Source organism: Streptomyces sp. NPDC047841, from assembly GCF_040704085.1.
GTDB classification, from domain to species: Bacteria; Actinomycetota; Actinomycetes; order Streptomycetales; family Streptomycetaceae; genus Streptomyces; species Streptomyces argyrophylli.
In genome coordinates this window covers 41,600-66,167 of record NZ_JBEYRP010000024.1, presented here as the reverse complement: position 1 = coordinate 66,167, position 24,568 = coordinate 41,600, and the positions used below count along the sequence as shown (strand labels likewise).

Below are 24,568 nucleotides of genomic sequence, written 5' to 3'. Positions count from 1 at the left end.
TGACGGTGTCCGCGCCGCTGTACGGCGGCGGATGCGCTGCGCGAGCTGCCCGGCCGAGCGCTCGATGTGCCGCCGGCTACGGCGCCGGTGCCCGCCCGCCCGGCCTCCTCCCGGAACGCCAGTACGCGCGCCGGTGCCCCGCCGTCACCGCAACACGGTCGCTGCGTACCACCCGTCCTGCACCCGGCCTTCTCGCGTGCCCTGACCGAGCGGGGCCCGAGCCGAGGTGCTCGGCATGCCGTCCGGGTCTCAGGGATCATGTCGGCCCGGCCCGGCCCGGCCCGAGCGTGCGTCAGCCGTAGGACGGACACCCGTCGTGGAGGGCCCGATCCAGCGGCGTGCGCGCCGGGGCATGTGCGGCGTCACAGGAAGCGTCGTATCGGAGTGACGGCGGCTTCCTTGGCACGCTGGAGTATGGCCCGCCGTCTCCATCGGGTGAGGTCGATGTCGACACTGCGCCGCAGGTCCGCGTCGTAGTCTCGGTCGAGTTCGGCGGTGAACGTCTCGTCCAGGACGGCGAGCATGACCTCCTCGTCGTGGTCCATGGACCGGCGGTTGAAATTGGTGGATCCGATCAGGGCGGCGACCGAGTCCACGGTGATGATCTTGGCGTGCATCATGGTCGGCTGGTACTGGCGTACCCGCACGCCTGCTTCCAGTAGACGTGTGTAGGAGTGCTGGCCGGCGAGTTGGCAGGCGCGCTGGTCGGTGTGCGGCCCGGGAAGCAGGATCTCCACGCGCACCCCTCGGCGGGCGGTCTGACACAGCAGGTCGATGAAGTAGGTGTCGGGGGCGAAGTAGGCGGTGGCGAGGCGGAAGCGCTCCTCGGCGGAGGTGAGCATGACGCGGATGAGCGTCTGCATGTCCTGCCAGCCGATGCTGGCCGAGCCGCGTACGACCTGGACCACCGAGTCGCCGGCCCGCGCGTGCTCGATGAAGCGGTCGCGATCGTCGTAGAGCTGGTCGTGGCACTCGGCCCAGTTCTGCGCGAACGCGGCAGCGATGCCGTCCACGGCCGGTCCGCGCACCTGAACGTGGGTGTCGCGCCACTCCCCGGGGTTGCGGGCGTCACCACACCACTCCTCCGCGATACCGACGCCGCCGGTGAAGGCGGTCTGCTCGTCGACGATGAGAGCCTTGCGGTGGCAACGGTGGTTCTGCTTGAACGGCGACAGCCAGGCGGGCTTGCGGAACCAGGCCACCTGCACACCGGCCGCATCCATGAGATCCAGCAACCGCTGCTCGATGTCCTTGGCGCCGAAGCCGTCCAGCAGCAGACGGACGCGCACTCCCGCCCGCGCGCGATCAGCGAGAGCGACGGCGAAGTCCCGGGCGATCTGACCACGCCAGTACACGAAGGTCATCATGTCGATCGTGTACTGGGCCGACCTGATCGCCTTGAGCATGGCGGGGAAGATCTCGTCGCCGTTGCGAAGGGGCAGGAGATCGTTGCCTTCGGTGGCGGCTACACCGATCAGCCGTTCCAGACGGCGGCGCAGCCGTTGCTTGCGTGCCGCCGCGTCAGACGTGGTGAGAAGGTCCGGGGCTGCCGGTCCACTGCCTGGGGTCACGTCGTATCTCCCGTTCGACCATGAGGACGGATCGTTGCGGGCCGCTGGTGGAGCCCGAGAAGCAACATGCCCGGCGGGTACTGCCGCATGTCGGCGGCCGCGCGTGCGTGGGGAGCGGGGCGGGGGGAACCATGCAGGGCGGGCGGCCCGCATATGCCCTGTACTTTGTGAAAGTAACCCACATTTTATGTGCATGTCAGCGCGAGGTAAGGGCACCTGGTGGCCAGGAGGTTGATAACGATGGTTCCCCTGCTTCTGGTTCTTCTGCTGGCTCTGATCCTTTTCGGCGCGGGTTTCGCGCTGAAGGCGCTGTGGTGGGTCGCGGTGATCGTGCTGGTCGTGTGGCTGCTGGGCTTCGTCGTCCGTACGGCGGACGGCGGCGGCCGCAAGGGCCGCTGGTACCGCTGGTAGACGGCGGACACGCTCGGCGCGAGGTACGCGCCACGCACGAGAGGTGAGTGGGGCCCGGCCGGATACGGCCGGGCCCCACTCGCGTACGAACGCGCGTGGCGAAGGTGGTTGGGAGGGATCGGGCGTATCGGGCGCATCGCTGGGTACGTGAGTGATGCACCGGCTCCGCGGACCCAGCAGTGGAACCCTGCTCCTCCTGTCCGCGGGGCCGTTGCACGCCGCGCGGGCCGCGTCGTCATCCCTCCTGAGCGGATCGACCGAGGCCCACTGGTCCGGCCGCCCGGTATTCGCCCTGCGCTGACCGCCCGTCGGACTTCTGCCGCCTGCCGCAGGACACAACGCGGGGTCAAGGCAGGCGGATGTTGTCGTACCTGGTGTTCGGCTCCCCGTTGGCGTACACGCGCGGGGACGTGAACACCCCGACCAGCTCCTCACCGACGATCGCCCTCCGGGGAAGGCTCAGCCCGTAGTGCTCGCCCATCAGCCGGTACACGCCCCCGATGTCCGGGACGTGCAGCCTCCACTTCTCCGGCTCGCCGGGCGAGTCAGGGTTCGGGACGAGGCTGCCGAGCCCGAGCTCGGCGGTCATCCGCCGGGTGAGGGGATGGTCCGCCCTGACCGCCCGGTGCACCTCGCCGTCGAAGTAACTCCAGTCCAGCTTCCCGTCCACGGTCACATGGATGACGGGTGGGTCCATGGTGGTGTCCATGATGGTCAGCCATGTGCGGCCCTCCCACAAGTGCTTCACGTGGTCAGGGCGGTCCATGTAGAAGCCGTCGTCGCCCCCGCACAGGGCGAAGGCCCACCCCGCGTGCTCGCCCAGTCTGGACCAGTCCGGGATGTTGCCGGAGCGGTCCAGCGCCGTGTTGAACACCTCAGGGGACATGATGCCGAGGCCGGGATCCGCCCCCCGCATCGCCGCCAGCTCCTCGACGCCCACGCCCTTGACCATCTCCAGGTAGAAGCCCCAGGAGGTGAGTTCTTGCTGTATCCACTCGAATCCCTCGCCGCTCATGGACGGAAGTGTGGCAGCCACCGGCACTGCGCCCGGCGTCTCAGGCCCGTACTGGAAGACCGGCTCAGAACAAGGTGTCGGTGCTGTCGGTGGGTGGCGGGGCCGGCGTGCGGGTGCGGCGGGGACGCTCGGGCTCCGGTTCTTTCCCGAACAGTGCCTGTGTCCCGCACTCGTCGGGCACGGCGGGGACCGGCCGGCACACGGCCGCGTCGACGAGGTCGAGCGGGGCGGAGTCGTCGAAGTCGGCGCGCTGCATACGGGTCCAGTCGCGGCCCTGGGGTATGTCGGTCACTGGCGCTCTCCTGACTGTGCTCGAGGGCCGGGGGATGGGGGCGGGCGGCGGCCGCGCGGGCGGTCGTCTGCGTGGTGACGGTTGCGGCCGCTGTCGTCCTCCTCGATGCCGTATCACGTTGGTCGTCGCCCAGCGCACCGGCCCGGGCTGTCACTCCATCCTTCTGCCCGCACAACGGTCCCCGGATCGCCCGTCACCGACGACGTACGGGTACGTGCGAGGTGCCCTTGCCGAGGGCGGCCACGTCCCGCCGTCCGACCGGCGTCGTACGGGGCCGCGACGTCGTCTGCGGCCGACAGGCGTCATGGTGACCGGCCCGGGCCGGCCCGCGCGCGGTGCGCCGCTGCCCCGCCGACAGGGGGGCGGCGCGCTTCGGCTCGTGTCCGTCCATGGCTTTCCCCCTGATCAAGCAGCCCCAGCAGAATGCCGGAACCGCCCGTCCCCGTGCTGCCCTGACTGGACCCGGACGCTCACTGACGGTCGGGCCCTAGCCGATCAGGCGGCGGCGCCAGTCCAGGGGGGTGACGGTGATGGCCCGTCCGGGGTCATGGTCCCACTCGGCGTGGAGACCGACCGCTTCGAGCGCGGCCACGACCTCGTGACCAATGGCCGCAGTGGTCTGCGGCGAGCCGTCGAAACCGCCGTACAGGAGCGTCAGTCCGCGGCCGGCCGCGGCCGAGTCCGTGCACTGGGCGTGGAAGTAGACGAAACCACGGGCGTCGGGGTGGGCTTCACCACCGATCTCGGACTGGCCACAGTTACGGCAACAGGTGAAGTTCTCGCGCGCCGTGATACCGGCGTCCTGGAGGGCGGTGAACGCGCGGGTCAGCCGCTCAGGGTCCGTCTCGCCCTGCCACCCGGCCTGCTCCGCGACCCGCTCCAGCCACAGCCGGTCGGCCAGCGACTGCGCCTGCTCGCGTGAGACGGGCCGGCGGTCCTGGGTGACCAGGTACTCCTCGGCCAGCTCGGCCAGTTGGGCGCGTGAGGCGTAGCCGCCGACCAGCACCTGACGAACGCGCCTCTCCAGCTCCTCGCGCTCGTCCTCGCCGAGGTCGAGCGGCGGCACCTCCCGGGCGGGGCCCATGTCCAGCGACGACCAAGCAAGACCGCCCTCCCACCCGGCCTCCTGGCGTGCCCAGCCGGTAAGCGCCGCGATCACGGCCTCGGGTCCGTCAACCTTGGCCTGGAGCTGCCGGTCGGCGGCACCGTCGCGGTACTCCAGCGTGTAGTCACCACCGGCCTGGTGCCACACCTGGGCGAAGACGTCGGGCAGGTCGGGTATCCGCTGGACCACCAGGAACCGGTCACCGTCACCACCGATCCGCCGGACCAGCCCTCCCAGCTCCTCGGCGGACACACGGACGTGCCGCTCCCGGTTCTCCGTCCTCACCACGATCTCGAGCATGCGCAGACTCTGACACACGCCTCTGCGCGCGGTCCTCCCGGGACCCGCGGCGCAGCCGCTGCTGCGAGGGCTCGACCAGCCCTGGAACTGGACGGTCTCTGGCCGGGGTCTGACGACAGTCCCCGGTGCGACACGCGCCGCCCGACGGGGGACAGGGAGCCGAGGGAACCGGGAAAGGCGCCCTACTCGGTTTTTCCGGCGCGCGGTTAAGGTGCGGGCATGACCAACCAGGCCCCGACGCTGGAGGACGTCGCCCGTGAGGCGGGCGTCTCGCGGGCGACCGTCTCCCGGGTCGTGAACGGTGTCCGCAACGTGGACCCGGCGATCCAGAAGCTGGTGCACCGCGCGATCGAGCGGACGGGTTACGCCCCCAACCGGGCCGCCCGGTCGCTGGTGACCCGGCGCGCCGAGACGGTGGCGCTCGTGGTGTCCGGCGCCGGGGACACCTCGCGGGAGACCCAGGACGCCTTCGTCGCCCGGGCCTTCGCCGACCCCTTCTTCGGAAGGGTGGTCTCAGGGATCGTCGGCTTCCTGCGGCCGCGCTCCATGTACCCGGTGCTGATGTTCGCCGAGTCGCCCGAGGACCGGCAGGAGGTGCTGACCTATCTGCGGCAGGGCCGTGCCGACGGCGCGCTCGTCGTCTCCACCCACGCCGACGACCCGCTGCCCGCGCTGCTGGCCGAGGCGAAGCTGCCCACCGTGCTGTTCGCCCGCCCGGCACGCGAGGTCCCCCTGAGCTACGTGGACCTGGACCACCGGCACGGCGGACGGCTCGCGGCGGAGCACCTCCTCGCCCGCGGCTGCCGCAGACCGGCCACCGTGACCGGCCCGCTGGACCTGCCGGCGAGCCGGGAGCGGCTCGCGGGTTTCCGTGACGCGCTGGCCCGTGACGGCCATCCGCACGTGCCGTTGGCCGAGGGCGGCTTCACCGTCGACAGCGGCATCGCCGCCATGGAGCGGCTGCTCGCCGAAGCACCGGACGTGGACGGCGTGTTCGCCGCCAACGACCTCATGGCACAGGGCGTCTGCCAACTGCTCCGGCAGTGGGGCAGGCGGGTGCCCGAGGACGTCGCGGTGATCGGCTTCGACGACTCGGGGGTCGCCCGGACCTGCACACCGCCGCTGACGACGGTTCGCCAGCCGGTCGAGCGGATGGCGGCGGAGATGGCCCGCCTCCTCGACGAACTCGTCCGCCGGAACGGTACCGGCCCGACGCGTGTCCTCTTCGAGCCGGAACTGGTCGTGCGGGAGAGCGCGTGACGCGCGTGACCGGGGCGGGGGCCGGGAGCGGACCGAGGGCCCGGCCGGCCCCGCGGTGTGCGGGACCGGCCGGGCCGAGGGGCGGAACCGGCGGTCAGGGCAGCCGGTAGTCCGCGTTCAGGGCCGCACCCGCCTCCGGGTGCGTCTGGTCGTAGCCGCGGGCGTCGCACTGGAGGCCGCCCACGATGCAGTGGTCGACCATGGCCTTGAGCGTGCGCTCCTCCCACGCGTTGAAGAAGTCGTAGTGGAAGGAGTAGCCGCGCCCGCTCGCGAGGCGAACCTGCGACATGTCGCCGTTGACCGGGAAGGCCATCTTGAACTCGATCATCGGCAGTGCGACCGGGTGGTCGTCGGGGCAGATGTTGTCGTTCGTCCCGGGCTTGACCACCGGGTAGGACATGTGGCTCTTGTGGTCCGGTGTGTCGAGGTACTTCCCGTCCCAGCAACTCGGCGCCTGGAAGCGGATGTTGAGCTGTACGTCGGCCCGGTTCGGGCAGCTCGCGGGGAAGTCGGTGTTGAAGTAACTGTCGCCGCACTCCCAGCCCTCGACGAAGCCGCGGTGGTGGCGGAACTGGTCGGCGCTCTGCATCGGATCGCCCACCACGAACCGCAGGCCCTTGGGGAAGGGCCGCACACTGGTGTAGTCGGTGACGCCGGCCTTGTAGTAGATCGTCTGGGGCCCGACGGGCAGGATCTTCTGGTCGCCCTTGTACAACGAGGGCATCCAGTACCCCGAGGCGTCGGCGGGTGCCTTGCAGGTGGTGGCGCCGCCGTACAGAGAGGCCGTGGTGCTGCTCGCGTCGGTCGAGGTGTTGCCCATGAAGGTGTGGTCGTGGGACTTGCCGGGCTGGCCCGGGTAGACGATGGGGTCGTCCGGAGCGGTGTGCGTGACCGAACAGTTGGCCTGGAACTCGTGGAAGTAACGCGGCGGCGGAGTCTTCGTGGACGGCGTGACTCCGGTGACCTGCGGCACGGCCGGTATGTAGCCGTCGCCGTCCGGGTCGTCGCCGGACGCCTGGGTGGAGACGGCCATCACGTGCCCGGTGCGCGCGGCCGCGGCGGCGGGAACCTCGCGGTTGTCACCGGCGGCGGAGGTGATGGTGCCGACGCCCAGGACACCGGCGAGGAGGGCGGTGCCGAGGAGGAGTGCGGGGAGTCGCTTCGGACTCGATCTCATGGGGGTCTCCTGCCCGTGGGGTGGGAAGAGGGCCCGCGCGCACACGTGTGTGACACGCGGGTGGTGCGTCCGGTGCGGTGGCGGCGGAACACCGCGGAGAGTGCCGTCACCGTCGTCCGGGGTCGTCCGGGACACAGCCGTCAGCTGTAGATCCCCAGTTCGTGGAGGGAGTAGCCCCAGCCCGTACCGCGTGCCGTCAGCCGGAGGCGCACGTAGCGGCCGGTGGCCGAGACGTCGACGGTGTCGACGTCACCGTCGCCGGCGGTCGTGGAGTACACCGAGCGCCAGGTGGTCGCGTCGTCGGACACCTGCACCTCGTAGGACTTGGCGTAGGCGGGGTCCCAGACGAGCTGAAGCCTGCGCAGCGCCTTGGAGGAGCCGAGGTCCACCTGGAACCACTGCGGGTCGCTCCAGTCGCTGGCCCAGCGGGTGTCCGCGCGGCCGTCGACGGCCAGCTCCGGGGTGCAGGGGCAGTCGCCGTAGGACTGCTGGGAGGAGGAGGCGGTCGCGGGCCGGTTCAGCGCCAGGTCGGTGCCGCTCACCGGCGGGGCGACGACCTTGACGGACCTGGTCTCGATGCCGGCGTTGCCGTGCCCGTCCTCGGCCTGCACGTAGACCTTCCACACGCCGAGCTTCTGCGGCGCGGTGACCGTGAAGTTCCCGTTCCCGGTCGAGCGCCACTGCGCCTCGACGAGCCGCTTGTCCCCGTTCGCGTAGTTGCCGCTGAGGAAGATCTTGTACGTGACCGCGTCACCATCCGGGTCACGGACGTCGGCGTGCACGGTGAAGTCGCCGCCGGCCGGTGCGGAGGAGGCCGGGGAGACGGTCATGCCGCTGATGACCGGGGGCGTGTTCCCGACGGACGCCGAGCCGGTGTACGCCTTCTTGACGGCGTAGTACGACAGTCGCTTCAGCCCGTCGGGCACGAGGTTGAACCAGACGCCGCCGAAGTCGTGTTCGGTGCCGTAGTGGAAGAGGGTGGCGCCCAGGGCCACGCCCTGGTGGCCGGTGACGCAGTTCCATGCCCTGGTGTACCCGTCCGCCTTCTGCACGTCGGTCGGCTCGTCGGGGACGCCGTTGGCGTCGTCGGGCACCTCCCACTCGCCGGCCGGTCCGGTCTCGGTGATGATGTACGGCTTGGTGTACCCCCCGTCGATCCAGTCCTGGCGGACCTTGCACACGTTGCTGTACGAGTTCATCGCGTACAGATCGAGGTCGGGTGCGTTGCGCTTGTAGTACGGCCAGGCGCCGGTCCACGCGTCGGTGGAGGTGACCGGGTGGTCGGGGTCGATGCCGTGGATCTTCTTGGCGACGTCGTTGACGAAGCTGGTGTAGGCGTTGCGCTGGGCCTCCAGTTGGGTGCCGCTGTAGCAGTTCTGGAGACCGAGGACCGACTCGTTGCCGACGTTCCACATCAGCGTCGCCGGGTGGCTCTTGTAGGCGTCCACCCACTTGGCGAACTCGGTGAGCATGTTGTTCTTGTACGTGGTGTCGGTCACGTAGTCGACGCAGCCCCCGGCGCCCGGTCCGCCGCCGGGCTGGAGCCAGAAGCCGTTGATCACGCGGATCCCGTTGGACGCCGCGGCGTCCAGCAGGGCCTTGCTCGAACCGTCGGTGCCCCAGGTGCGGATCGTGTTGGCGCCCATGGCCCTGACGTCCGGCAGGTACTTGGGCGCGTCGGAGACCGCCGGGCCCCAGGTGACTCCCTTGACGGTGTACGGCTGGCCGCCCACGGTGAGGCGCCAGTTGCCCTGGCCGCCCTCGACCTTCACGGCGCCCGGGGCGGGGGGCGGTGCGGTGCCGCCGGCGGAGCCGTAGACCTGGAACTCCCAGAGCGAGTACCCGTACCCGCCGGACCGGGCCAGGCCCTGCATCCGGACGTAGCGGCCGCTCCCGGACACGGCGAGGTCGTCGGTGCCGCCGTCGCCGCCGGTCACCTTCTTCAGGGTGCGCCAGTCGGCGCCGTTGTCGGACGCCTGGATCTCGTAGTCCTTGCCGTAGGCCGACTCCCAGGTCAGCACCACACGGCTGAGGTCCGACACCTGGCCCAGGTCGACCTGGAACCACTGCTGGTCGCTCCACTGGCTGGCCCACCGGGTCCCGGTGAGGTCGCCGTCCACGGCGGCGGCCGCCGCGTAGCCGTCGCCCTCCTGTGAGGAGGCGGTGGCGGGCCTGCCCTGGGACAGGAGGGCGTCGGCCGCGTGCGCGCCAGGGGCGAGCGCCACGGTGAACGAGGAGGCGAGGAGGGCGCCGAGGGCGACGAAGGGCACGGTCGCACGGCGACGGTGGGGGGTGGTGGTAGCCGGTCTGGACAACGGGTGCTCCTGACGGGTCGGGTCGCGGAGGACAGGACGTGGTGCCGGAGGGGGCCGGTCCGCGGCGGTGCGGGCATGCGCCGGCCGCGCTCCGGCGGAGGGGGCCTTCCCCGTGCGGGTCGTGCGGGGGCTGCGGTCCCCTCCGGGCCGCGGTGGGGGGCAGGCTGGTCCGGCCCGGAGGGGAGTCGTTGCCGGCCCGTGTACGGGGTGAGGCGGACCGAATGGGTTCACCACGCTGGTACCGAGACCGGGCACGAAGTCGTCTCCTCAAGAAGCGGAGTTGAGAGAAGGGGGCTCGGAACGGGAGTGCGGGAGAGCGCTCTCCCGACCATGCCCGGCAGTCATCCCCGGGTCAAGGAGTCGGGCGCCTTTTCTTTCAGCTTTACTTAAGTGGGAGTCGAGCGGGCTACGCCACGGCGGACTTCGCCCACGCGGTCGTCGAGTCGGGGTCCGCCTCCCGGCAGCCGGCCGAGAGCGTCATAGACCGACAACGGTCGGCGACCGACCTCGATTGGGTGCAGGGGCGGGTGCCGGTCAGTTAGACCTTGCTGAGCCGGGCCGCCGACGAAGAGTCCTCCTCAGCGGTCACCTTGTAGCCGGGGACAGAGGGCCAGCGGACTGTCAGAACCACGGACTCCTCCTCCGCGAACCAGGAGTGATCCACGCCCCGGCCCCACACGACGTAGTCCCCCTGCTCGGCCAGGACGACACTGCGCCCGGGCAGTTCCACCCGGAAGCGCCCGCTGATGAGGACCAACAGTGCGGTGCGCTCTTCGCCGGTCACCCACTGGGCCCGCTCATCGCCCTGGGCGTGGACGCCCCATTTGATCTCCACGTCGTCGCTGTGACGTGGATCGGAGGCGTCCTTGAAGTGTCCCAGCAGCCACCCCCGGTCCAGCGCCGCGTCCCTCCCGGCGTTGCCCACGTACACCCTGTCGGTCATGGCTCCCGAAGGTAGCAGCGAGCCGCGTCGGCACTCACGGCAGCAACCGGACTGCCGGTACGTCTGCGTCACCGAGAACCGGACACGTGCCCCGTACGCCCTCCCACCGGAGGGGAGGACCGGTTCAGCGGCGCAGCACGTTGAAGGCGAAGGCGTCGCCCCGGTGGTAGTCCTCCGCGTACAGCACCGGCCGCCCCGCGGGCGTGATCACCGTCTCCGAGATCAGCAGCCAGGGCCCGAGGCCGCCCAGGGAGTACCGCCGTTGCACGTCCTCGGGCAGTTCCACCGCGCTCAGCCGGGCGGCGGAGGACACCGGTGGATGGCCGTGGGCGGCGAGCATGTCGCTCAGCGACCCGCTCCAGTCGAAGTGCCGTACAGGCCCCGGAATCGCGTCTCTGACGATGCTGGCCACGCTGTAGACGAGCGGGTCGTCACCGTCGGACCGCAGCCGTTCCAGCCGGATCACCGTGTCGTCGTCCGCGAGGCCCAGCGCCTCGCGGGCGACCTCGCCCGGGGCCTGCTCCGCGACGGAGAGCACGACGGTGTGCGCCTGGTAGCCCAGGGCCTCCAGCATGCTGCTGATCGACTCGAAGCGGGTGATGGGACGTTCCACCTTGAGCGCACCGAGGGGGGACATGAACCGTCCGCGGCCGCGCTCGGCGACCACCATGCCCTCCTGCTCCAGCAGCTTGAGCGCCTCCCGGGCGGTGGACCGGCCGACCCCGCACAGTTCCGCGATCTCCGCCTCGCTGGGCAACTGGTCGCCGGGGACCAGCCCACGGGACCGGAACAACTCCACCAGCCGGTCGCGCACTTGGGCCGACATGGGGCGTTTTGCGGGCATGTGGGGCTTCCTGTCGGGCGGAGCGGATCCGGCTGCGGACTAAAGGCACCGCACAGTCTATGACGAGCGCCGTGCGGCGGGAGCGTACGGCGGACGCCCCCGTGCACCGGGGCCGTTCACCCGGCCGGAACGGTTTCCTGCGGCCAGGCTCCCTCGTGGGCGCAGGTCTCGGCGGCGGTGCGGGAGCCCGCCCGCATCGACTGTGCGACGTCCGCTCCGGCGGTCCGCGCCGCGAGGGAACCGGCGATGTAACTGTCCCCCGCGCCTGTGGTGTCCACGACGTCGGTCGGCAGGGCCGGCACCTGCCACCAGGAGCGCCCGTCGTGGCCGATGCTGCCGGCCGCACCGCAGGTGACGATCGCCAGTGCCGCCCCGCCGGCGACCGCCTGACCGGCCAGCAGGCGGGCGTGGGACACGTCCTCGCCGGCGGAGCAGAAGGCGATGCCGAGTCCGTCGAACCCCTCGGTGACCGCGCAGTCCTGGCTGAGGAGCACGCCCCGGCCGGCGAGCGTCCGGCGGACCAGTGCGGCGGACTCGGCCGGCAGCATGCCGATGTGCACGGCGCCGCACCGGCCGAGCCGCTCCAGTTCGGCTTCGTCCGGCCGGTACTGGGCGCAGACGGCGAAGTCCTCGTACTCGAAGGACCGGTCGCCGGTGGCGTCCACCCGTATCCGGGAGACCGAGGTGTGGCCGGGCAGCACCACGAGTCCGTCGGTGCGCACGCCGTGGGTGGTGAGGGCCGCCCGGACGCGGGCACCCGCCCGGTCGGGGCCGACGGCGCCGGAGTAACGGCAGGCGTTGCCCGCGCGGGCCAGGTCGACCGCGACGTTCAGGGCGTTTCCGCCCACATAGCTCCTGCTGAGGGTACCGACGTACTCGTCGATGGTGTTGTCCCCGACCGTGGCGAACAGCAACGGGCTCTCCTCTCGTGGCGGACGCCGGTGTCAGTAGGACACGCGCTTGTAGTAGCGGCGCGTGGTCAGCGGGTGGTCCCGCTTGACTTCCAAGTGTGCGCTGACCCGCTCGAACGCCGTGGCCAGCAGCACCGGGGAGATCAGCGACCGGGTGCGGGCGCCGACGCCGGGCAGTTCGAAGGCGGCGGTGTCGAAGACGGAGAGCTTGTCGGTGTAGCGGGGGGCGAAGGCCTCGACCCGCTCGACCAGCGCGCGGCCGTCGTCCTCGCCCTTGAAGGTGATGACGCTGACGTCCTTCTCGACCAGTTCGAGGGTGCCGTGGAAGAAGTCGGCCGCGTGCACCGGGCGGGTACGGATCCACTGCATCTCCTCCAGGATGCACATGCCGTAGTAGAAGGCCTCCGCCCAGGTGGAGCCCGCCCCGGTGATGATGTGGTACGGCTCGTCCTGGATCCGCGCGGCGAACCGCTCCGCCTGCTCCTCGAAGCCCTGCTTGACGTCCACCAGGAGCTTCGGCAGCAGCTTCAGGTCGGCCACCACCTCGTCGTAGTCGGTGATCTCGCCGCGCTCCTGCATCAGCGCCAGGGCGAGGATCAGGGACTGCAGGTAGAACGACTCGCAGGAGGTGTCGTCCTCAGCGAAGTTCACGAAGGAGTGGTCCGCGCCTTCGGCGAGCGGGGTGTCCGCGTGCCCGGTGAGCGTGATGACGGTGGCGCCCCGGCTCTTGCAGTACCCGAGCGCCTCGACGCTCTCCGCCGTGGTGCCGGACAGGGACGGGATGACCACCACCGAGTGCGGGCCCAGGTGCACCGAGCCGCCCGCCACCAGCTCCGCCGGGGCCTCGACGTGCACCGGGAAGGCCGAGCGGGTCTGGAGCAGCCGGGCGGCAGGCAGCATCAGGATGCCGGCTCCGCCGGAACCCACGAAGAAGAGGTTCCGCGCACCCTCGCGCAGGCACCGGGCGACCGCGTCCCGCAGCCCGTCGGCCAGGTCGATCGCGCCGGACTGGATGCGCAGGAAACGGTCCGTGTCGAAGTTCAGCATTGACGCCTTCATCTCCGGTGGTCGGACGGCCATGAGGCCGATTTGTTGTCTGACAAGTACGAATTGAAGTCAGACAAGTTGAGTCTGTCAAGGCGCCTGGAAACTCTTGACACTCGTCGTTCACCTCCGTGACAGTGGCCTGCACCCACGTCAGACTTCCGCAAATCCTGTCTGACAAGTTTTCCGTGAACAGTGCGATAACCGAACCGGGAGGGCGCTCATGCCCGTCGACCACACATCGGGAACCGTCCGAGCCGGCGGGGAGAAGCAGCGTGCGCGCGACGGAGGCGGAAGCGGCGACGCGCCCGCCGGGCTACGCCGCAACCTCAGTCTGTGGCAGGTGCTCGGCGTATCGATCGGCGTCATGGGCCCGACCCTGTCCGCCAACATCAACCCGCAGGGCGCCGAGCCCGCCGTCGGCCGGGCGATTCCACTGGCGATCGCCATCGCCACGGTGGGCGTGCTCCTGCTGTCGTACAGCTTCGTGCGGCTCAGCCAGCACTTCAACACGTCCGGATCGGTGTTCGGCTTCGTCGGCGCCACCCTGGGCGCCCGCGCGGGCACCGTCGCCGGCTGGTGCCTGCTCGGCACCTATCTGCTGTTCGGCATGAGCAGCGCCTACTCGGCCGCCATCTTCTCGACCTCGCTGATCGAGTCGCTCGGCCTCCTGTCCGACCCCCCGAACTGGCTGCCCCACCTGATCGCCCTGCTCGTCCTGCTGGCCGCGGCGGTGATCACGGTGTTCCCGGCCCGACGCGGCGCCGACCTGCTGCTGTGGATAGAGGGAGCCACCGTCGTACTCATCCTGCTGATCAGCGCGGTGGTCGTCTACCGGATCAGCACCGCGCACGGCCCGCAGGGCCAGGAGTTCACCCTGTCCGTCTTCCGGCCCGCCGAGGGCACCGGCAGTTCGGCGCTCTTCCTCGGCGCCGTGTTCGGCTTCCTGGCCTTCGCGGGCTTCGAGAGCGCGGCCACCCTCGGGGAGGAAGCCCGCGAGCCCCGCCGCACCATCCCCCGGGCCGTCATCGGGACCGTACTGATCGGCGGTGTCTTCTACATCGTCACCAGCGCCGTGGAGGTCATGGGTTTCGGCACCCGCGCCTCGGATCTGGCCCGTCTCCACGCCAGCGGTTCGCTCTACGGTGATCTGGGCGGGGCCTACCTGTCCTCCTGGGTCGGTGACATCGTCACGGTCGGGACCACGGTCTCGGCGCTGGGCGGCGCGATCGGCTGCCTGATCGGCGCTTCCCGGATGCTGCTGTCCCTGTCCAGGGCGGCGACGACCAGGGACACGGTGGTCACCCGGGTGTCCCTGCGGTACGGCACACCGGTCGGGGCCGTCGGCGTGGCCTTCGCCGTGATGGTGGCGTCCGTGGTGGTCTTCGGATGGGTGGCCCGCGTGCCCGTCGCCCTGCCCTGGGCGTGGATCGGGACGGTGGGGACCCTGATCGTTCTGGTGGTGTACCTGCTGGCGACGGTGGGCGCCGCCGGGATGCTGCTGCGGACCCGGCGGGTGCCGCGCCGGGAACTGGCCATCCCCGCCGCGACCGTGGCCGTGCTCGGCTACACGCTGTACCGCAACATCGTGCCCTACCCGACGGGCGCGGCCTTCTGGCTGCCGATCACCGCCGGCGCCTGGATAGCGGTGGCACTGGCCGCCGTCCTGCTCTCTCCGGCACTGGTACGGAGGATCGGGCACCGGCTCACCGAGGAGGAAGGACTCACCTGACCCCGACCGGCGGGCGCGGCTCGCGTTCGCGGCAGCCGGACCGGAGGGCCGTTGTGCCGTGGGCGGGTTCGAGCCGCGGGTCGTCATCGCCGCTGGTCCCGGCGTTCGACGTGACCCGGGCGGCACCCCGGCGGCGGTCACCGCGCGGGCGAGGCCGGGATCAACGGTTGGGCCGGTCCGGAGCCCGTCGACGCCCCTGCATCCCTGCGGCCGTTCTACGCGGGTGACCGCCTGCGGGGCCGGCCCGTGGCCGGGAACGACGGCCGCACGTTCCGGCCCGGCCTCGGCCGGGTGCCACGTGAGGTTCTGAACGACCTCCGGGTCCGCGCGGCCGGACGCCGGCTCGACGCCGCCGGCTCGGACGACGCCGAAGGACGTGTGGACAGGACGCCGCGGTGAAGGACGGCGGGGCGCAGGCCCGTTCGTCGCCGGACCGGCTCCACCTCGCGTACTGGGCCGGCCGGGCGGCCCACCGCGGCACGGTGCCCCGGATCGTGCGCACGGTCCCGCAGGCCGGCCTGTCCCGGGTGCTGCTGGTGGGACACTCACGAGGCGGAGAGGGTGTCAACCGCGCCGCGACGGACGGCCTTTGCCCGCCGCCGGCCCGTCAGGACGGCTACCGGGGCCCGGTACGCCGGCGCATCCGTGGCACGGTCCACATCGCTTCGACGCTCTCGGCCGGAACCCGGTCGCGGATGTGCCGTCGGTGACGATCCCGCCCGGCCGTGACGGCGGCGTGTCCGGTCTCCAGGGCCGGGTGTACGTCGACGCCACCCCTGGGATCAGCCGTGGTAGCGCCGTGTACATGGTGGGCGCCCACCACGAAGGCGCTTCGTGGGCGGGCGGACCCGGAGGCGGCGGTCCCGGGCAGCCCGGGGGCCGGCTTTCCCTCCCGTGTCCGCCACCGTCCGCGCCCCGCGTCGCCCGCTGCACGAGCAGGACGAATGACCGCCGTGTCCAGTGCCATGGAGGGGGTGGCATCCAGGCGCCGGGGCCCCGACGACCCCTTTGCCCGGACCGCCGCACTCCGGGCCCGCCGGTCCTCCAGGGGGCGTCGGCGCCCGTCGGTTCGGGAGTCCCTGGGCGGCCGGGCCCCTACCCGCCGGACCGGCGGCGAGCACCGCCGTCACCAGCCTCGTCCCCGTGCCGGACAGGGACATGGAGGAAGCCGCGGCCCGGACGGTGCGCGTCCCGTGCGTGCCGCCCGCTGCGGAGTGGCCCGTCATCGAGCCGGAGTGATCTGCCGTCGGCTCCGGAACTGGAATTCCGGCCGAGAGCCGTGGTGCGCGCGGTCCGCGGCCGTCGCGGTCGCCGTCATGGTCGAGCGGCCGACCTTCCCGACCGGAGGAGCGGTCGTCGTCGCGTTGCCCGGCGTGCTCTGCCTCGTGGCGCCGGAAGCGGCCGCATGCGCGCCGCCGGCCCGCCGTCAGCTCGTGGGAAGCCGGCGTGGGATCCGGCCGAACAGCAGCAGGTCGACGATCCGTTCCGCGAGGTCGTGCGGGGGCGGGGTTCCCGTCATCAGCTGCCGGTAGAAGACGGGGCCGGCCAGGACGTCCATGAAGAGCTCGATGTCCGTGTCGGCGGGGATGTCACCCCGGTCGACGCCGCGGCGGATGACCTGCGCGCAGTTGGCCCGCCGCGGGTCGAGGAAGGCGGCCCGGAACGCCTCCAGTGTGCCGGGTTCGTCGGCGAGGTCGTTCAGGAGCCCGGGAAGGGCCCTGCCTGCCGTGGTGGAGGTGTAGTTGGCGATGGTGACCTTGAGCCAACTCACCAGGTCGTCACGGGTGTTGCCGGTGTCGGGGATCGGCCCGGTGGACAGCGAGGCGCCCAGGGCCCAGCCCACCAGGTGTCCTTTCGACGCCCACCAGCGGTACAGCGTGGCCTTGTGGACGCCGGCGTGCGAGGCGACGGACTCCATCGTCAGGTCGCGGTAACCCTGCTCGGCGAGCTGCTGCAAGGTGGCGGAGAGGATGGACTCCCTCCGTCGCGGTCCGGCCTCGCCGTCCGGTGACCGCTTTTGTATGGAGACCCCTGCACGCTCTGGCATAGGGGCCATTATGCATGCGAGTATTGCGACGCGACGTCGCGTCGCAGTCGGCTGCGCTCGTGCGTCGTGCACCCCGAGAGGGCGTCGCACGTGCCCGGATATCGCGGACCCTTCCTCGCGGGAGGGCTGGGTGAGAGGTGGCATGTCCCATTCGGTGATCCGGGGACTACGCGCGGTGGGCTCACGCCGGTTGCTCGCGGCGTGCCTTCTCGGCGGAACCGCGGGATGGTCACTGACCGCGGCAGGAGCGGAAGTGACGTCGCTCGCTCGCGCCTATCACCTCAGCCTGCCCCAAGTCGGCATCCTCACCTCGGCGTTCAGCATCACCTACGCCACCGCCCAGGTGCCGTCCGGAATGGCGGTGGACCGGTTCGGCGCGCGGCGGGCGGGTGTGTGGGGAGCGGCCATGGTGGCGGCCGCGTACGCCGTCGCCTCCGTCGCCCCATGGGGTGGTGTGGCCTTCACCTGCCGGGCCATCGCCGGCATCGGCGCTGCCCTGTGCTATGTCGCGGGTGCCGAAGCGGCACGCGGCAGCGGCACCGGCGCGGTGGGCCAGGGCGTCTTCGGCGGTGCGGCCGCGGCAGCGGGCGGAGCCGCCCTGCTGGTCGTACCGCTCGCAGGCCACGCACTGGGGTGGCGCTCGACATGGGTGACGTCCGCGCTGCTCGCCCTGGCCGGCCTGGTGGCCGTCCTCAGCGCCGTCCCCGCAGCCGTGCCGGACGGGGCACGCGAAGCGACGGAAGGAACCGGCACTCGGCACTCCCTCCTCCGGGACGGGGAGTTGTACCGACTGGCCGCGGTCCACGCCGTCACCTTCGGCGGATCGGTGGTCCTGAGCAACTGGGCGGCGCTGATCCTTCGACGGACCTGGCACGTCTCGGGCACCTTCGCCGCCGTCAGCGCCTCACTGATCCTTCTGACGACGATCGTCAGCCGCCCCTTGGGGGGGTACCTGGCCCGGAGGCGGCCAGGACACGGCCTTCGCTGGACCGTCGGCTCACTGCTGACGGGCAGCCTGTGCGTGCTGGCCCTGACCGCCGGTCAGCCCGCCGCCGTGGCACCGCTGCTGTGCGTGGTGCTCGGCATCGCCTCCGGACTTCCCTTCGCGGGCGTCTTCGCCGCGGCGCAGCAGCGCCGCCCGGACCGCTCCGCGGGCGCGGTCGGGCTGATCAACGCGCACGCCAATCTGGTCATCGTCATCGGCACACCACTGCTGGGCGCAGCCGTGGCCGGAGGGTGGACGAGCACGGCGATCGTCGTGTCAGCGGCCGTGTGGACCATCCCCCTGATCTGCCTGCCGGGCGGACCTCCCGGCCCAGGGCGCGGCCGGCCGGGAGAGAGCCCCGAACGCGGTACGGCCACCGGCCACGGGGCCGCCCCTCCCTCGGAACGAACCACTGTTCGTGACCCATAGACAAGACCCATGGACAAGAAGGGAACGTCTCGTGCGCATCAACCATGAGCGCCTCCAGCAGCGGATGGCCGGAGCCCGGCTCGACGCGATCGTGAGCACCACGGCCGAGAACCTGATGTACCTGACGGGCATCGACAGCGTGCACCTGGACATGTTCCCGCACTCGGGACGCGCCTTCGCGGCCCTGTCCCAGGACACCCGGCGCGGTGCCGTCTTCGTGTGCGGGCGCTGCGAGGTGGACCAGTTCCTCGACGCCGACGAGCCGATCCGTGAAGCCGTCGCGTACGGGCCCTTCTTCCGGGAAGTCCCCGAGGAAGCGGTACTGGATCCCGAGAACGAGCTGTTACGGGAGGTCAGCTGGGACATCCGCTTCGACGACGCCCGCTCCGCGCTCGTCCACGCCATCCGCAGCGTCTGCCCGGGCGGAGGGCGGGTCGGCATCGACGAAGACGGCGTCCCCTCCGACTTCCTCGACGCCCTGGCGAAGGAACTGCCGGGGTGGGAACTCGTCCCGGCCGCCCACCACCTGCGCTGGGTACGGCAGGTGAAGACCGCCCGGGAACTCGAACGGGTGGCCGCCGCGGCAGCCGTCGCCGAGCAGGCCATCCGGGCCACGCTCGCCATCGCGCAGGACGGCGTCACCGAGCGCGAACTGGTACGGGAGTTCAACCGATCGGTCGCGGCCCAGGGGGGCGTTCCGAAGTTCACCCTCATCCGCATCGGCGCCAACGCCGTCGCCGGGCAGCGCCGCCCGACCGGCACACCGCTGCGGCGCGGTCAGGCGATCTGGTTCGACGTCGGCGCCGTGGTCGACGGCTACTGGTGCGACATCGCCCGCGTATGCACCCTCGGCGAACCCGAACCGCGTCTGGCACGCCTCTACGACGCCGTACTCGCCGGCGAACAGCGAGCGTTGGAGGCCGCGCGCCCGGGCATGACCGGTGAACAGCTCTTCGACCTCACCGTGGACGCCGTCCGCGCGGCCGGCATACCGCACTACCGGCGCAACCACGTGGGCCACGGCATCGGGGTGGAGGTCTACGACCCCGTCCTGATCCGCCCGGGCAGCACCGACGAGCTGGAGCCCGGAACGGTCGTGAACATCGAGACGCCGTACTACGAGTTCGGCTTCGGGTGTGTGCACGTCGAGGACCCGTTCGTCGTGGGCGCCGACGGCAACCGGCTGCTCACCACCATGCCGAGGGAGCTGATCGTCCTGCCCTGACCCGAGACCGACCCCCCCCGCCGGATACGCCAGATCGAGGAGATCACGTGATTTACGAGAACGTACTCGAAACCCTCGGCGACACCCCGGTCGTCCGATTGCGCAACCTCCTGCCCCGGCCGCAGGACCGGATATACGTCAAGCTGGAGGGCACCAACCCCTCGGGCAGCATCAAGGACCGGGCCGCCCTCCACATGGTCGAGGAAGCCGAACGCGACGGCCGGCTCGCCCCGGGCAGCACCATCATCGAGTCCACCTCCGGGAATTTGGGCAAGTCCCTGGCACTGATCGGCGCGGTCAAGGGCTACCGCGTCATCCTGGTCGTCGACCCCAAGACACCCCAGTCCGTGCTGTCGTACGCCACCAGCCTCGGCGCGGAACTCGACATGGTCGACCGCCCCGACGCCGACGGCAGCTACCAGGCGGCCCGGATCCGCCGCGTCGGCGAGCTGCTCCTGCGGCACCCGGGGGCCTACAGCCCGGACCAGTACAACAACCCGGACAACCCCCAGGCACACGCGCTGCGCACGGCACCGGAAGTCGCCAAGGACTTCGACGACCTCGGCGCCCTGGTCGCGACGGCCAGCACCGGCGGACACGTCAGCGGTCTCGGCAGCGCCCTCAAGGAACGTTTCCCCTCCCTGCACGTGCGCGCGGTCGACGCCTACGGCTCCGCGGCGTTCGGGCACTCCTTCGCACCGTACAAGATGCGGGGGATCGGACTGAGCTGGCAGCCAGGCAACCTGCACACCCGCTACGTCGACTCCCTCCACCGGGTCGCCGACACCGAAGCCCTGTCGACGTGCCGTGTCCTGGCGCGGGAAGAGGGGCTGCTGCTCGGCGAGTCGGGAGGGGCCGCCGTCTTCGCGGCGCTGACCTACGCGGCCGAGCATCCAGGCCGTCCCGTGCTCGCCATCGCCCCGGACACGGGGGCCAACTACCTGTACGAGTCCTACGACGACATGTGGCTCGCCGGCCACGGCGTCCCGGTCGACGTGCTGTGGAGCACCAGCCGGGACCTGCTGCGGCACGTCCGTTCCCCCTTGCATCCGCCGGCCGAGCCGGCGCACGCCGGAGCGGACGTACGGACGACGGCGGAGGGGGCGCGGGCATGAGCGTGCGCACCGGAGCCGAGTACCTGCGGGGACTGCGGGACGGACGGGAGGTGTGGCTCGGCGGACGCCGGGTGGACGACGTCCTGGACGAACCCGTCCTCGCCAGCGCCGCACACACCGTGGCCCGCCTCTACGACCTCCAGCACGATCCCGAGTTACGCGACCAGCTCGTGCACGAGGGCGACGACGGCGTGTACCCCGTCTCCCTCGTCGCCCCGCGCACCGCACAGGAGCTGCGGGCACGGGGCCTTGCCTTCCGCACCACCGCCTCCGCCACGTTCGGCCTGCTGGGCCGCTCGCCCGACTTCGTCAACACCGCGGTGACCGCGTTCTCCTCCGCCGAGGAGTTCTTCTCCCGTACCGACCCGCGATTCGGCCGCAACGTCCGCGCCTTCCACGCGTACTGCCGAGAACGCGACCCCTTCCTCTCCCACGCGACCATCAACCCACCGCTCAACCGCGCCCGCGCGTCCAACGACCAGGACGACCCCTTCGTCCACCTGCGCATCGTCCGGGAGACCAGCGACGGCATCGTCGTCCGCGGAGCCAAACTCATCGGCACCCTCGTCCCGGTCGCCGACGAGATCGTGGTCTTCCCCCTGCCCAAGTACGCCCCGGGAGACGAGCCCTACACGGTGGCGTTCTCCCTTCCCGTGGCCACCCCGGGCCTGCGGATCGTCTGCCGTGAACCGCTCGTGGCCGACCCCACCCGCCTCGTCAGCACCCCCCTCGCCCCGTACGAGGAGATCGACGCGACGTGCGTCTTCGACGACGTCGTCGTCCCCTGGGACCGGGTCTTCTTCCACGGCGACGTCGAGGCCGCCAACCGCCTGTACGACGCGACGACCGCCCGGCACCACACCGGCCAGCACGGCATCGTGCGCGGCGCGGTCAAGGCCGAACTGCTCACCGGCATCGCGGTGGCCCTCGCCGAGATGTCCGGGACCAACGCCTTCCTGCACGTGCAGGAAATGCTCGGAGAGGTCCTCGGGTCCCTGGAGCTGGCGAAGGCCGGCGCCCTGGCGGCCGAAACCGACGCCCGGATCTCCGCATGGGGCACCCTCACGCCCGCCATCGCACCCGTCATGGCGCTGCGCTACCACTTCCCCCGGATGACCGCCCGCATGATCGAGGTCATCCAGGTGCTCGGCGGCGGCAGCCTGCTCAGTACCCCCGCGGAAGAGGACCTGACGAGCGAACTGTGGCCCTCCATCGAACGGTTCTACCGCGGAGCCGGCGGCGTCTCCGCCGAGCACCGCATCCGGCTGCTGAAACTCGCGTGGGACGCCACCGGCAGTGCCTTCGGCCAACGCCAGATGCAGTACGAGCGCTACCACTCCGGCGACCCGGTGCGGCTGGCCGCCGCCCAGTACTTCGGCTACGACACCACCCCGCTCATGGAGACGGTCAACCGGGCTCTCCGACCCGTCCCTGCCGACACGACGACCCGGCAGGAGGCCCGCGCATGAACACCCCGACGCCCAGGCGACTGCTGATCCTGTCCGGAGCCGCGTCCCACGGCTCACGCACCCACGCCGTAGCCGAAGCCGTGAGCCGTCACGTCGTCGCCACCGGCGGCCGTCCGGTCCTGCGCGATCTGTCCGAGCACGAGCTCCCGCTCCTGCACACCGCTCCCCAGGCTTCCGACGCCCTCGCGGACCTGCGGCACCAGGCAGCCGAAGCGGATGCCCTCGTCTGGGTCACGCCCTGCTACCACGGCAGCTACTCCGGCCTGCTGAAGAACGCCCTGGACCACTTGCGGGAACCGGACCTGCGGGGCAAGCCGGTGGGACTGGTCGCCGTGGGCACCTCGCTGACGGCGGTCCAGGCCTGCGACCATCTGCGCTCCGTGGCCCGCGCCCTGGGGTGCGTCGCGGTGCCCACCCACGCCGTGATCACCGGCATGGCGGCGTCCGCGGACACCGGTTCGGAACAGGACACCGCGGCCCGCCTCTCCAGGATGATCAGCGAAATCCACGTGCTGGCCGAGTCGACGTGGCGGCTGCGCCACGACCCCGCGCTCCTCGCCTCCTCGGGAGCCGGTTCATGACCCGCCCGCCGCACCACCGGGCCGGACGAGAGAACGGCACGGTACTGCTGCGCACCGACCACTCCCACTACACCAGCGTCGAAGTGGCCGCCCCGCACCTCGCCGACCGGATCGGCCCCGGCCAGTTCGTCTCCGTGCCGGCTCCCCACGGTTTCGGCCCTCCCGGCCGCTGGATGTTCTCTGCGGCGGCGGTGCGGCACGACGCCGGAGACACCTCGGCCCTGCGCCTGGTCGCCCGCAGGGGCGGCAACGGACTAGGGGCGCTCGACCACCTGCGCGCGGGGGACACACTGCCGCTCATCGGCCCCCTGGGGACGCCGCTCCACCTGCCCGGAGCCGACGACACCACGGTGGTCATCGGAGTGGACCACGGGGCCTCCGCCGCGCTCCTCACCGCCGAGGCCCTCCACACCGACGGCCGGTCGACCCGGTTGCACCTGTTCGCCCCCGAGCCGGTGGAGGAGACCGCCGCTCCCTGGCTGGAGCCACCTCCTCGCGTCGCGGCCCGCGCGGAGGCGACGCCCGGTCCGCGCGAGTGGCCCCGGCGCGTCGCGGCCCTGACGGACGGCGCCGGCCGGGCCGTCATCGCCGCACCGACGCCGCTCGCCCACGCCGCGTTCCAGGTCTGCCGCGAGCGAGAAGTGCCCTGCTGGGTCCTGGTGGAGCCCTTCATGGCCTGCGGAATCGGCGTCTGCCTCACCTGCGCCGTCCCGCTCGCCACGGAAGACACCTATCTGCGCGCCTGCGTCGACGGCCCCGTCTTCCCCGCCGACCGGCTCGCATGGGAGCGGATCCTGCCCGCCGGGAGGCCGGCATGACCCTCCGCCCGGACGACGTCGACCTCACCGCCGACCTCGCGGGACTCGAACTGTCGACGCCCCTCGTCCTGGCCTCGGGGACGGCCATGTACGGGCGGGAGATCGCCGACTTCCTCGACCTCGCGGAGATCGGTGCCATCGCCACCAAATCGGTCCTGGCAGGACGACGGGCGGGCCTGCCACCCGTCCGGGCTGCCGTCACACCCGCCGGGATGCTCAACAGCATCGGCCTGCAGGGCGACGGCGTAGGGAGACTGCTCGACGAACACCTGCCCTGGCTGGCCAAGCAGGGGGCCACCGCGATCGTCTCCATCGCCGGTCACAGCGTCGACGCGTACGCGCATTGCGCACGACTCATCGCCGGACACGACCAGCCTGTCGACACGGTGGAGATCAACATCTCCTGTCCCAACGTCGAGGACCAGAACCAGGTCTTCGCCCGCGACCCCCGCGCCGCCGCCCGTGTCGTCGCCGCCGTGCGCGGCGCCCTCCCGGACACCCGCATCACCGCCAAACTCAGCCCCGACGTCGCCGACATCGTGGAGATCGCCCGGGCCTGCGTCGCCGCGGGAGCCGATGCGCTCAGCCTCGTCAACACCGTCCTGGGCGCGGCCGTCCACCCGCGGACCCTGCGGCCCGCACTGTCCCACGTCTTCGGCGGCCTCTCCGGTCCCGCGATCAAACCCATCGCCGTCCGCTGCATCTGGCAGGTCCACCAGGCCCTGCCCCACATCCCCATCCTCGGAGGCGGCGGTGTCCGTTCCGGCCAGGACGCGCTGGACCTCACAGCCGCCGGGGCGTCCGCCGTCTCCATCGGCACCGTCAACTTCGAGGAACCCGACGCCGCCCTGCGCATCGCCGCCGAACTGCGCGCCCTCCTGGCCGCCCACGACATCGCCCGCTACCGCGACGCCATCGGAATCGCGCACACCCCCCTGGAGCCACGATGACTTCCCCAGGTCGCCACGACACCGGCGAA

At 71.5% G+C, this 24,568-nt stretch carries 21 protein-coding genes and 1 pseudogene; 11 read left to right on the top strand and 11 right to left on the bottom strand.

Annotation, left to right across the window (positions count from 1 at the left end; all coding sequences use genetic code 11):
* Nucleotides 1-362: 362 nt before the first annotated feature.
* Nucleotides 363-1,499 (bottom strand): phospholipase D-like domain-containing protein, encoded by a 1,137-nt coding sequence (locus AB0947_RS32905; RefSeq protein WP_366754065.1) that lies wholly within the window; start codon nucleotides 1,497-1,499, stop codon nucleotides 363-365.
* Nucleotides 1,500-1,811: 312 nt separating this feature from the next.
* Here AB0947_RS32905 and AB0947_RS32900 point away from each other — a divergent pair, with 312 nt between their 5' ends.
* A complete protein-coding gene (locus AB0947_RS32900; RefSeq protein WP_225812692.1) occupies nucleotides 1,812-1,982 on the top strand; it encodes a hydrophobic protein in 171 nt (56 codons plus the stop codon).
* A 346-nt stretch (nucleotides 1,983-2,328) separates the two neighbouring features.
* Here AB0947_RS32900 and AB0947_RS32895 read toward each other — a convergent pair whose 3' ends face one another.
* The 3 genes from AB0947_RS32895 to AB0947_RS32885 all read right to left on the bottom strand — a co-directional run bounded on the left by AB0947_RS32895 (nucleotide 2,329) and on the right by AB0947_RS32885 (nucleotide 4,694).
* Nucleotides 2,329-2,997, bottom strand: a complete 669-nt coding sequence (locus tag AB0947_RS32895) for a hypothetical protein (protein WP_366754025.1) — start codon at nucleotides 2,995-2,997, stop codon at nucleotides 2,329-2,331.
* A 64-nt stretch (nucleotides 2,998-3,061) separates the two neighbouring features.
* On the bottom strand, nucleotides 3,062-3,289 hold the full coding sequence (locus AB0947_RS32890) for a hypothetical protein (protein WP_366754024.1): 228 nt from the start codon (nucleotides 3,287-3,289) through the stop codon (nucleotides 3,062-3,064).
* 487 nt (nucleotides 3,290-3,776) lie between these two features.
* The gene (locus AB0947_RS32885; RefSeq protein ID WP_366754023.1) at nucleotides 3,777-4,694 is read right to left on the bottom strand and encodes a hypothetical protein; all 918 of its coding nucleotides are present in this window, start codon (nucleotides 4,692-4,694) and stop codon (nucleotides 3,777-3,779) included.
* Nucleotides 4,695-4,913: 219 nt separating this feature from the next.
* Between AB0947_RS32885 and AB0947_RS32880 the strand changes: the two genes are divergently transcribed.
* Nucleotides 4,914-5,954: a LacI family DNA-binding transcriptional regulator gene (locus AB0947_RS32880; protein WP_366754022.1), complete on the top strand. Its 1,041-nt coding sequence runs from the start codon at nucleotides 4,914-4,916 to the stop codon at nucleotides 5,952-5,954.
* 94 nt (nucleotides 5,955-6,048) lie between these two features.
* Here AB0947_RS32880 and AB0947_RS32875 read toward each other — a convergent pair whose 3' ends face one another.
* The 6 genes from AB0947_RS32875 to AB0947_RS32850 form a co-directional block, all read right to left on the bottom strand.
* Nucleotides 6,049-7,131, bottom strand: a complete 1,083-nt coding sequence (locus AB0947_RS32875) for a DUF1996 domain-containing protein (protein ID WP_366754021.1) — start codon at nucleotides 7,129-7,131, stop codon at nucleotides 6,049-6,051.
* Nucleotides 7,132-7,271: 140 nt separating this feature from the next.
* Nucleotides 7,272-9,446 (bottom strand): discoidin domain-containing protein, encoded by a 2,175-nt coding sequence (locus AB0947_RS32870; RefSeq protein WP_366754020.1) that lies wholly within the window; start codon nucleotides 9,444-9,446, stop codon nucleotides 7,272-7,274.
* Nucleotides 9,447-9,984: 538 nt separating this feature from the next.
* Nucleotides 9,985-10,389 (bottom strand): signal peptidase I, encoded by a 405-nt coding sequence (locus AB0947_RS32865; RefSeq protein WP_366754019.1) that lies wholly within the window; start codon nucleotides 10,387-10,389, stop codon nucleotides 9,985-9,987.
* A 124-nt stretch (nucleotides 10,390-10,513) separates the two neighbouring features.
* Complete coding sequence (locus AB0947_RS32860; protein WP_366754018.1) at nucleotides 10,514-11,233, bottom strand: GntR family transcriptional regulator; 720 nt, start codon at nucleotides 11,231-11,233, stop codon at nucleotides 10,514-10,516.
* A gap of 116 nt (nucleotides 11,234-11,349) precedes the next feature.
* Complete coding sequence (locus tag AB0947_RS32855; protein WP_366754017.1) at nucleotides 11,350-12,147, bottom strand: PfkB family carbohydrate kinase; 798 nt, start codon at nucleotides 12,145-12,147, stop codon at nucleotides 11,350-11,352.
* Nucleotides 12,148-12,177: 30 nt separating this feature from the next.
* Complete coding sequence (locus AB0947_RS32850; RefSeq protein ID WP_366754016.1) at nucleotides 12,178-13,191, bottom strand: SIS domain-containing protein; 1,014 nt, start codon at nucleotides 13,189-13,191, stop codon at nucleotides 12,178-12,180.
* Nucleotides 13,192-13,411: 220 nt separating this feature from the next.
* On the opposite strand from AB0947_RS32850, the gene AB0947_RS32845 reads away from it, so the two are divergent.
* Both AB0947_RS32845 and AB0947_RS32840 read left to right on the top strand, forming a co-directional pair.
* A complete protein-coding gene (locus tag AB0947_RS32845; RefSeq protein ID WP_366754015.1) occupies nucleotides 13,412-14,920 on the top strand; it encodes an APC family permease in 1,509 nt (502 codons plus the stop codon).
* A gap of 213 nt (nucleotides 14,921-15,133) precedes the next feature.
* Nucleotides 15,134-15,743, top strand: a pseudogene (locus AB0947_RS32840) (hypothetical protein); the annotation flags it as partial.
* A gap of 603 nt (nucleotides 15,744-16,346) precedes the next feature.
* Here the strand turns inward: AB0947_RS32840 and AB0947_RS32835 are convergent.
* A complete protein-coding gene (locus AB0947_RS32835) occupies nucleotides 16,347-16,967 on the bottom strand; it encodes a TetR/AcrR family transcriptional regulator (RefSeq protein ID WP_366754014.1) in 621 nt (206 codons plus the stop codon).
* On the opposite strand from AB0947_RS32835, the gene AB0947_RS32830 reads away from it, so the two are divergent.
* Genes AB0947_RS32830 through AB0947_RS32800 form a run of 7 tightly spaced genes read left to right on the top strand, consistent with a single transcriptional unit; the run spans nucleotide 16,891 to nucleotide 24,539 of the window.
* Nucleotides 16,891-18,381, top strand: coding sequence for an MFS transporter (locus tag AB0947_RS32830; protein WP_366754013.1), 1,491 nt, complete (start codon nucleotides 16,891-16,893; stop codon nucleotides 18,379-18,381). The two genes, AB0947_RS32835 and AB0947_RS32830, sit on opposite strands and share 77 nt — an antisense overlap.
* A gap of 31 nt (nucleotides 18,382-18,412) precedes the next feature.
* Complete coding sequence (locus AB0947_RS32825) at nucleotides 18,413-19,606, top strand: Xaa-Pro peptidase family protein (protein WP_366754012.1); 1,194 nt, start codon at nucleotides 18,413-18,415, stop codon at nucleotides 19,604-19,606.
* Between the two features lie 47 nt (nucleotides 19,607-19,653).
* Nucleotides 19,654-20,721 carry a cysteine synthase family protein gene (locus AB0947_RS32820; RefSeq protein ID WP_366754011.1) on the top strand — a complete coding sequence of 356 codons (1,068 nt, stop codon included), beginning with the start codon at nucleotides 19,654-19,656 and terminating at the stop codon, nucleotides 20,719-20,721.
* The gene (locus tag AB0947_RS32815; protein ID WP_366754010.1) at nucleotides 20,718-22,190 is read left to right on the top strand and encodes a 4-hydroxyphenylacetate 3-hydroxylase N-terminal domain-containing protein; all 1,473 of its coding nucleotides are present in this window, start codon (nucleotides 20,718-20,720) and stop codon (nucleotides 22,188-22,190) included. The genes AB0947_RS32820 and AB0947_RS32815 overlap by 4 nt, the downstream gene beginning before the upstream one ends.
* The gene (locus AB0947_RS32810; protein ID WP_366754009.1) at nucleotides 22,187-22,771 is read left to right on the top strand and encodes an NAD(P)H-dependent oxidoreductase; all 585 of its coding nucleotides are present in this window, start codon (nucleotides 22,187-22,189) and stop codon (nucleotides 22,769-22,771) included. The genes AB0947_RS32815 and AB0947_RS32810 overlap by 4 nt, the downstream gene beginning before the upstream one ends.
* The gene (locus AB0947_RS32805) at nucleotides 22,768-23,589 is read left to right on the top strand and encodes a hypothetical protein (RefSeq protein ID WP_366754008.1); all 822 of its coding nucleotides are present in this window, start codon (nucleotides 22,768-22,770) and stop codon (nucleotides 23,587-23,589) included. The genes AB0947_RS32810 and AB0947_RS32805 overlap by 4 nt, the downstream gene beginning before the upstream one ends.
* Nucleotides 23,586-24,539 (top strand): dihydroorotate dehydrogenase, encoded by a 954-nt coding sequence (locus AB0947_RS32800; protein WP_366754007.1) that lies wholly within the window; start codon nucleotides 23,586-23,588, stop codon nucleotides 24,537-24,539. The genes AB0947_RS32805 and AB0947_RS32800 overlap by 4 nt, the downstream gene beginning before the upstream one ends.
* Nucleotides 24,540-24,568: the final 29 nt, after the last annotated feature.

Bases quoted from the DNA above. Each gene is read 5' to 3' on its own strand.
- AB0947_RS32895 (WP_366754025.1), bottom strand. From the start codon at position 2,997: ATGAGCGGCGAGGGATTCGAGTGGATACAGCAAGAACTCACCTCCTGG.
- AB0947_RS32810 (WP_366754009.1), top strand. From the start codon at position 22,187: ATGAACACCCCGACGCCCAGGCGACTGCTGATCCTGTCCGGAGCCGCG.
- AB0947_RS32815 (WP_366754010.1), top strand. From the start codon at position 20,718: ATGAGCGTGCGCACCGGAGCCGAGTACCTGCGGGGACTGCGGGACGGA.
- AB0947_RS32885 (WP_366754023.1), bottom strand. From the start codon at position 4,694: ATGCTCGAGATCGTGGTGAGGACGGAGAACCGGGAGCGGCACGTCCGT.
- AB0947_RS32805 (WP_366754008.1), top strand. From the start codon at position 22,768: ATGACCCGCCCGCCGCACCACCGGGCCGGACGAGAGAACGGCACGGTA.
- AB0947_RS32880 (WP_366754022.1), top strand. From the start codon at position 4,914: ATGACCAACCAGGCCCCGACGCTGGAGGACGTCGCCCGTGAGGCGGGC.
- AB0947_RS32835 (WP_366754014.1), bottom strand. From the start codon at position 16,967: ATGCCAGAGCGTGCAGGGGTCTCCATACAAAAGCGGTCACCGGACGGC.
- AB0947_RS32845 (WP_366754015.1), top strand. From the start codon at position 13,412: ATGCCCGTCGACCACACATCGGGAACCGTCCGAGCCGGCGGGGAGAAG.
- AB0947_RS32800 (WP_366754007.1), top strand. From the start codon at position 23,586: ATGACCCTCCGCCCGGACGACGTCGACCTCACCGCCGACCTCGCGGGA.
- AB0947_RS32860 (WP_366754018.1), bottom strand. From the start codon at position 11,233: ATGCCCGCAAAACGCCCCATGTCGGCCCAAGTGCGCGACCGGCTGGTG.
- AB0947_RS32875 (WP_366754021.1), bottom strand. From the start codon at position 7,131: ATGAGATCGAGTCCGAAGCGACTCCCCGCACTCCTCCTCGGCACCGCC.
- AB0947_RS32830 (WP_366754013.1), top strand. From the start codon at position 16,891: ATGGACTCCCTCCGTCGCGGTCCGGCCTCGCCGTCCGGTGACCGCTTT.
- AB0947_RS32900 (WP_225812692.1), top strand. From the start codon at position 1,812: ATGGTTCCCCTGCTTCTGGTTCTTCTGCTGGCTCTGATCCTTTTCGGC.
- AB0947_RS32865 (WP_366754019.1), bottom strand. From the start codon at position 10,389: ATGACCGACAGGGTGTACGTGGGCAACGCCGGGAGGGACGCGGCGCTG.
- AB0947_RS32850 (WP_366754016.1), bottom strand. From the start codon at position 13,191: ATGCTGAACTTCGACACGGACCGTTTCCTGCGCATCCAGTCCGGCGCG.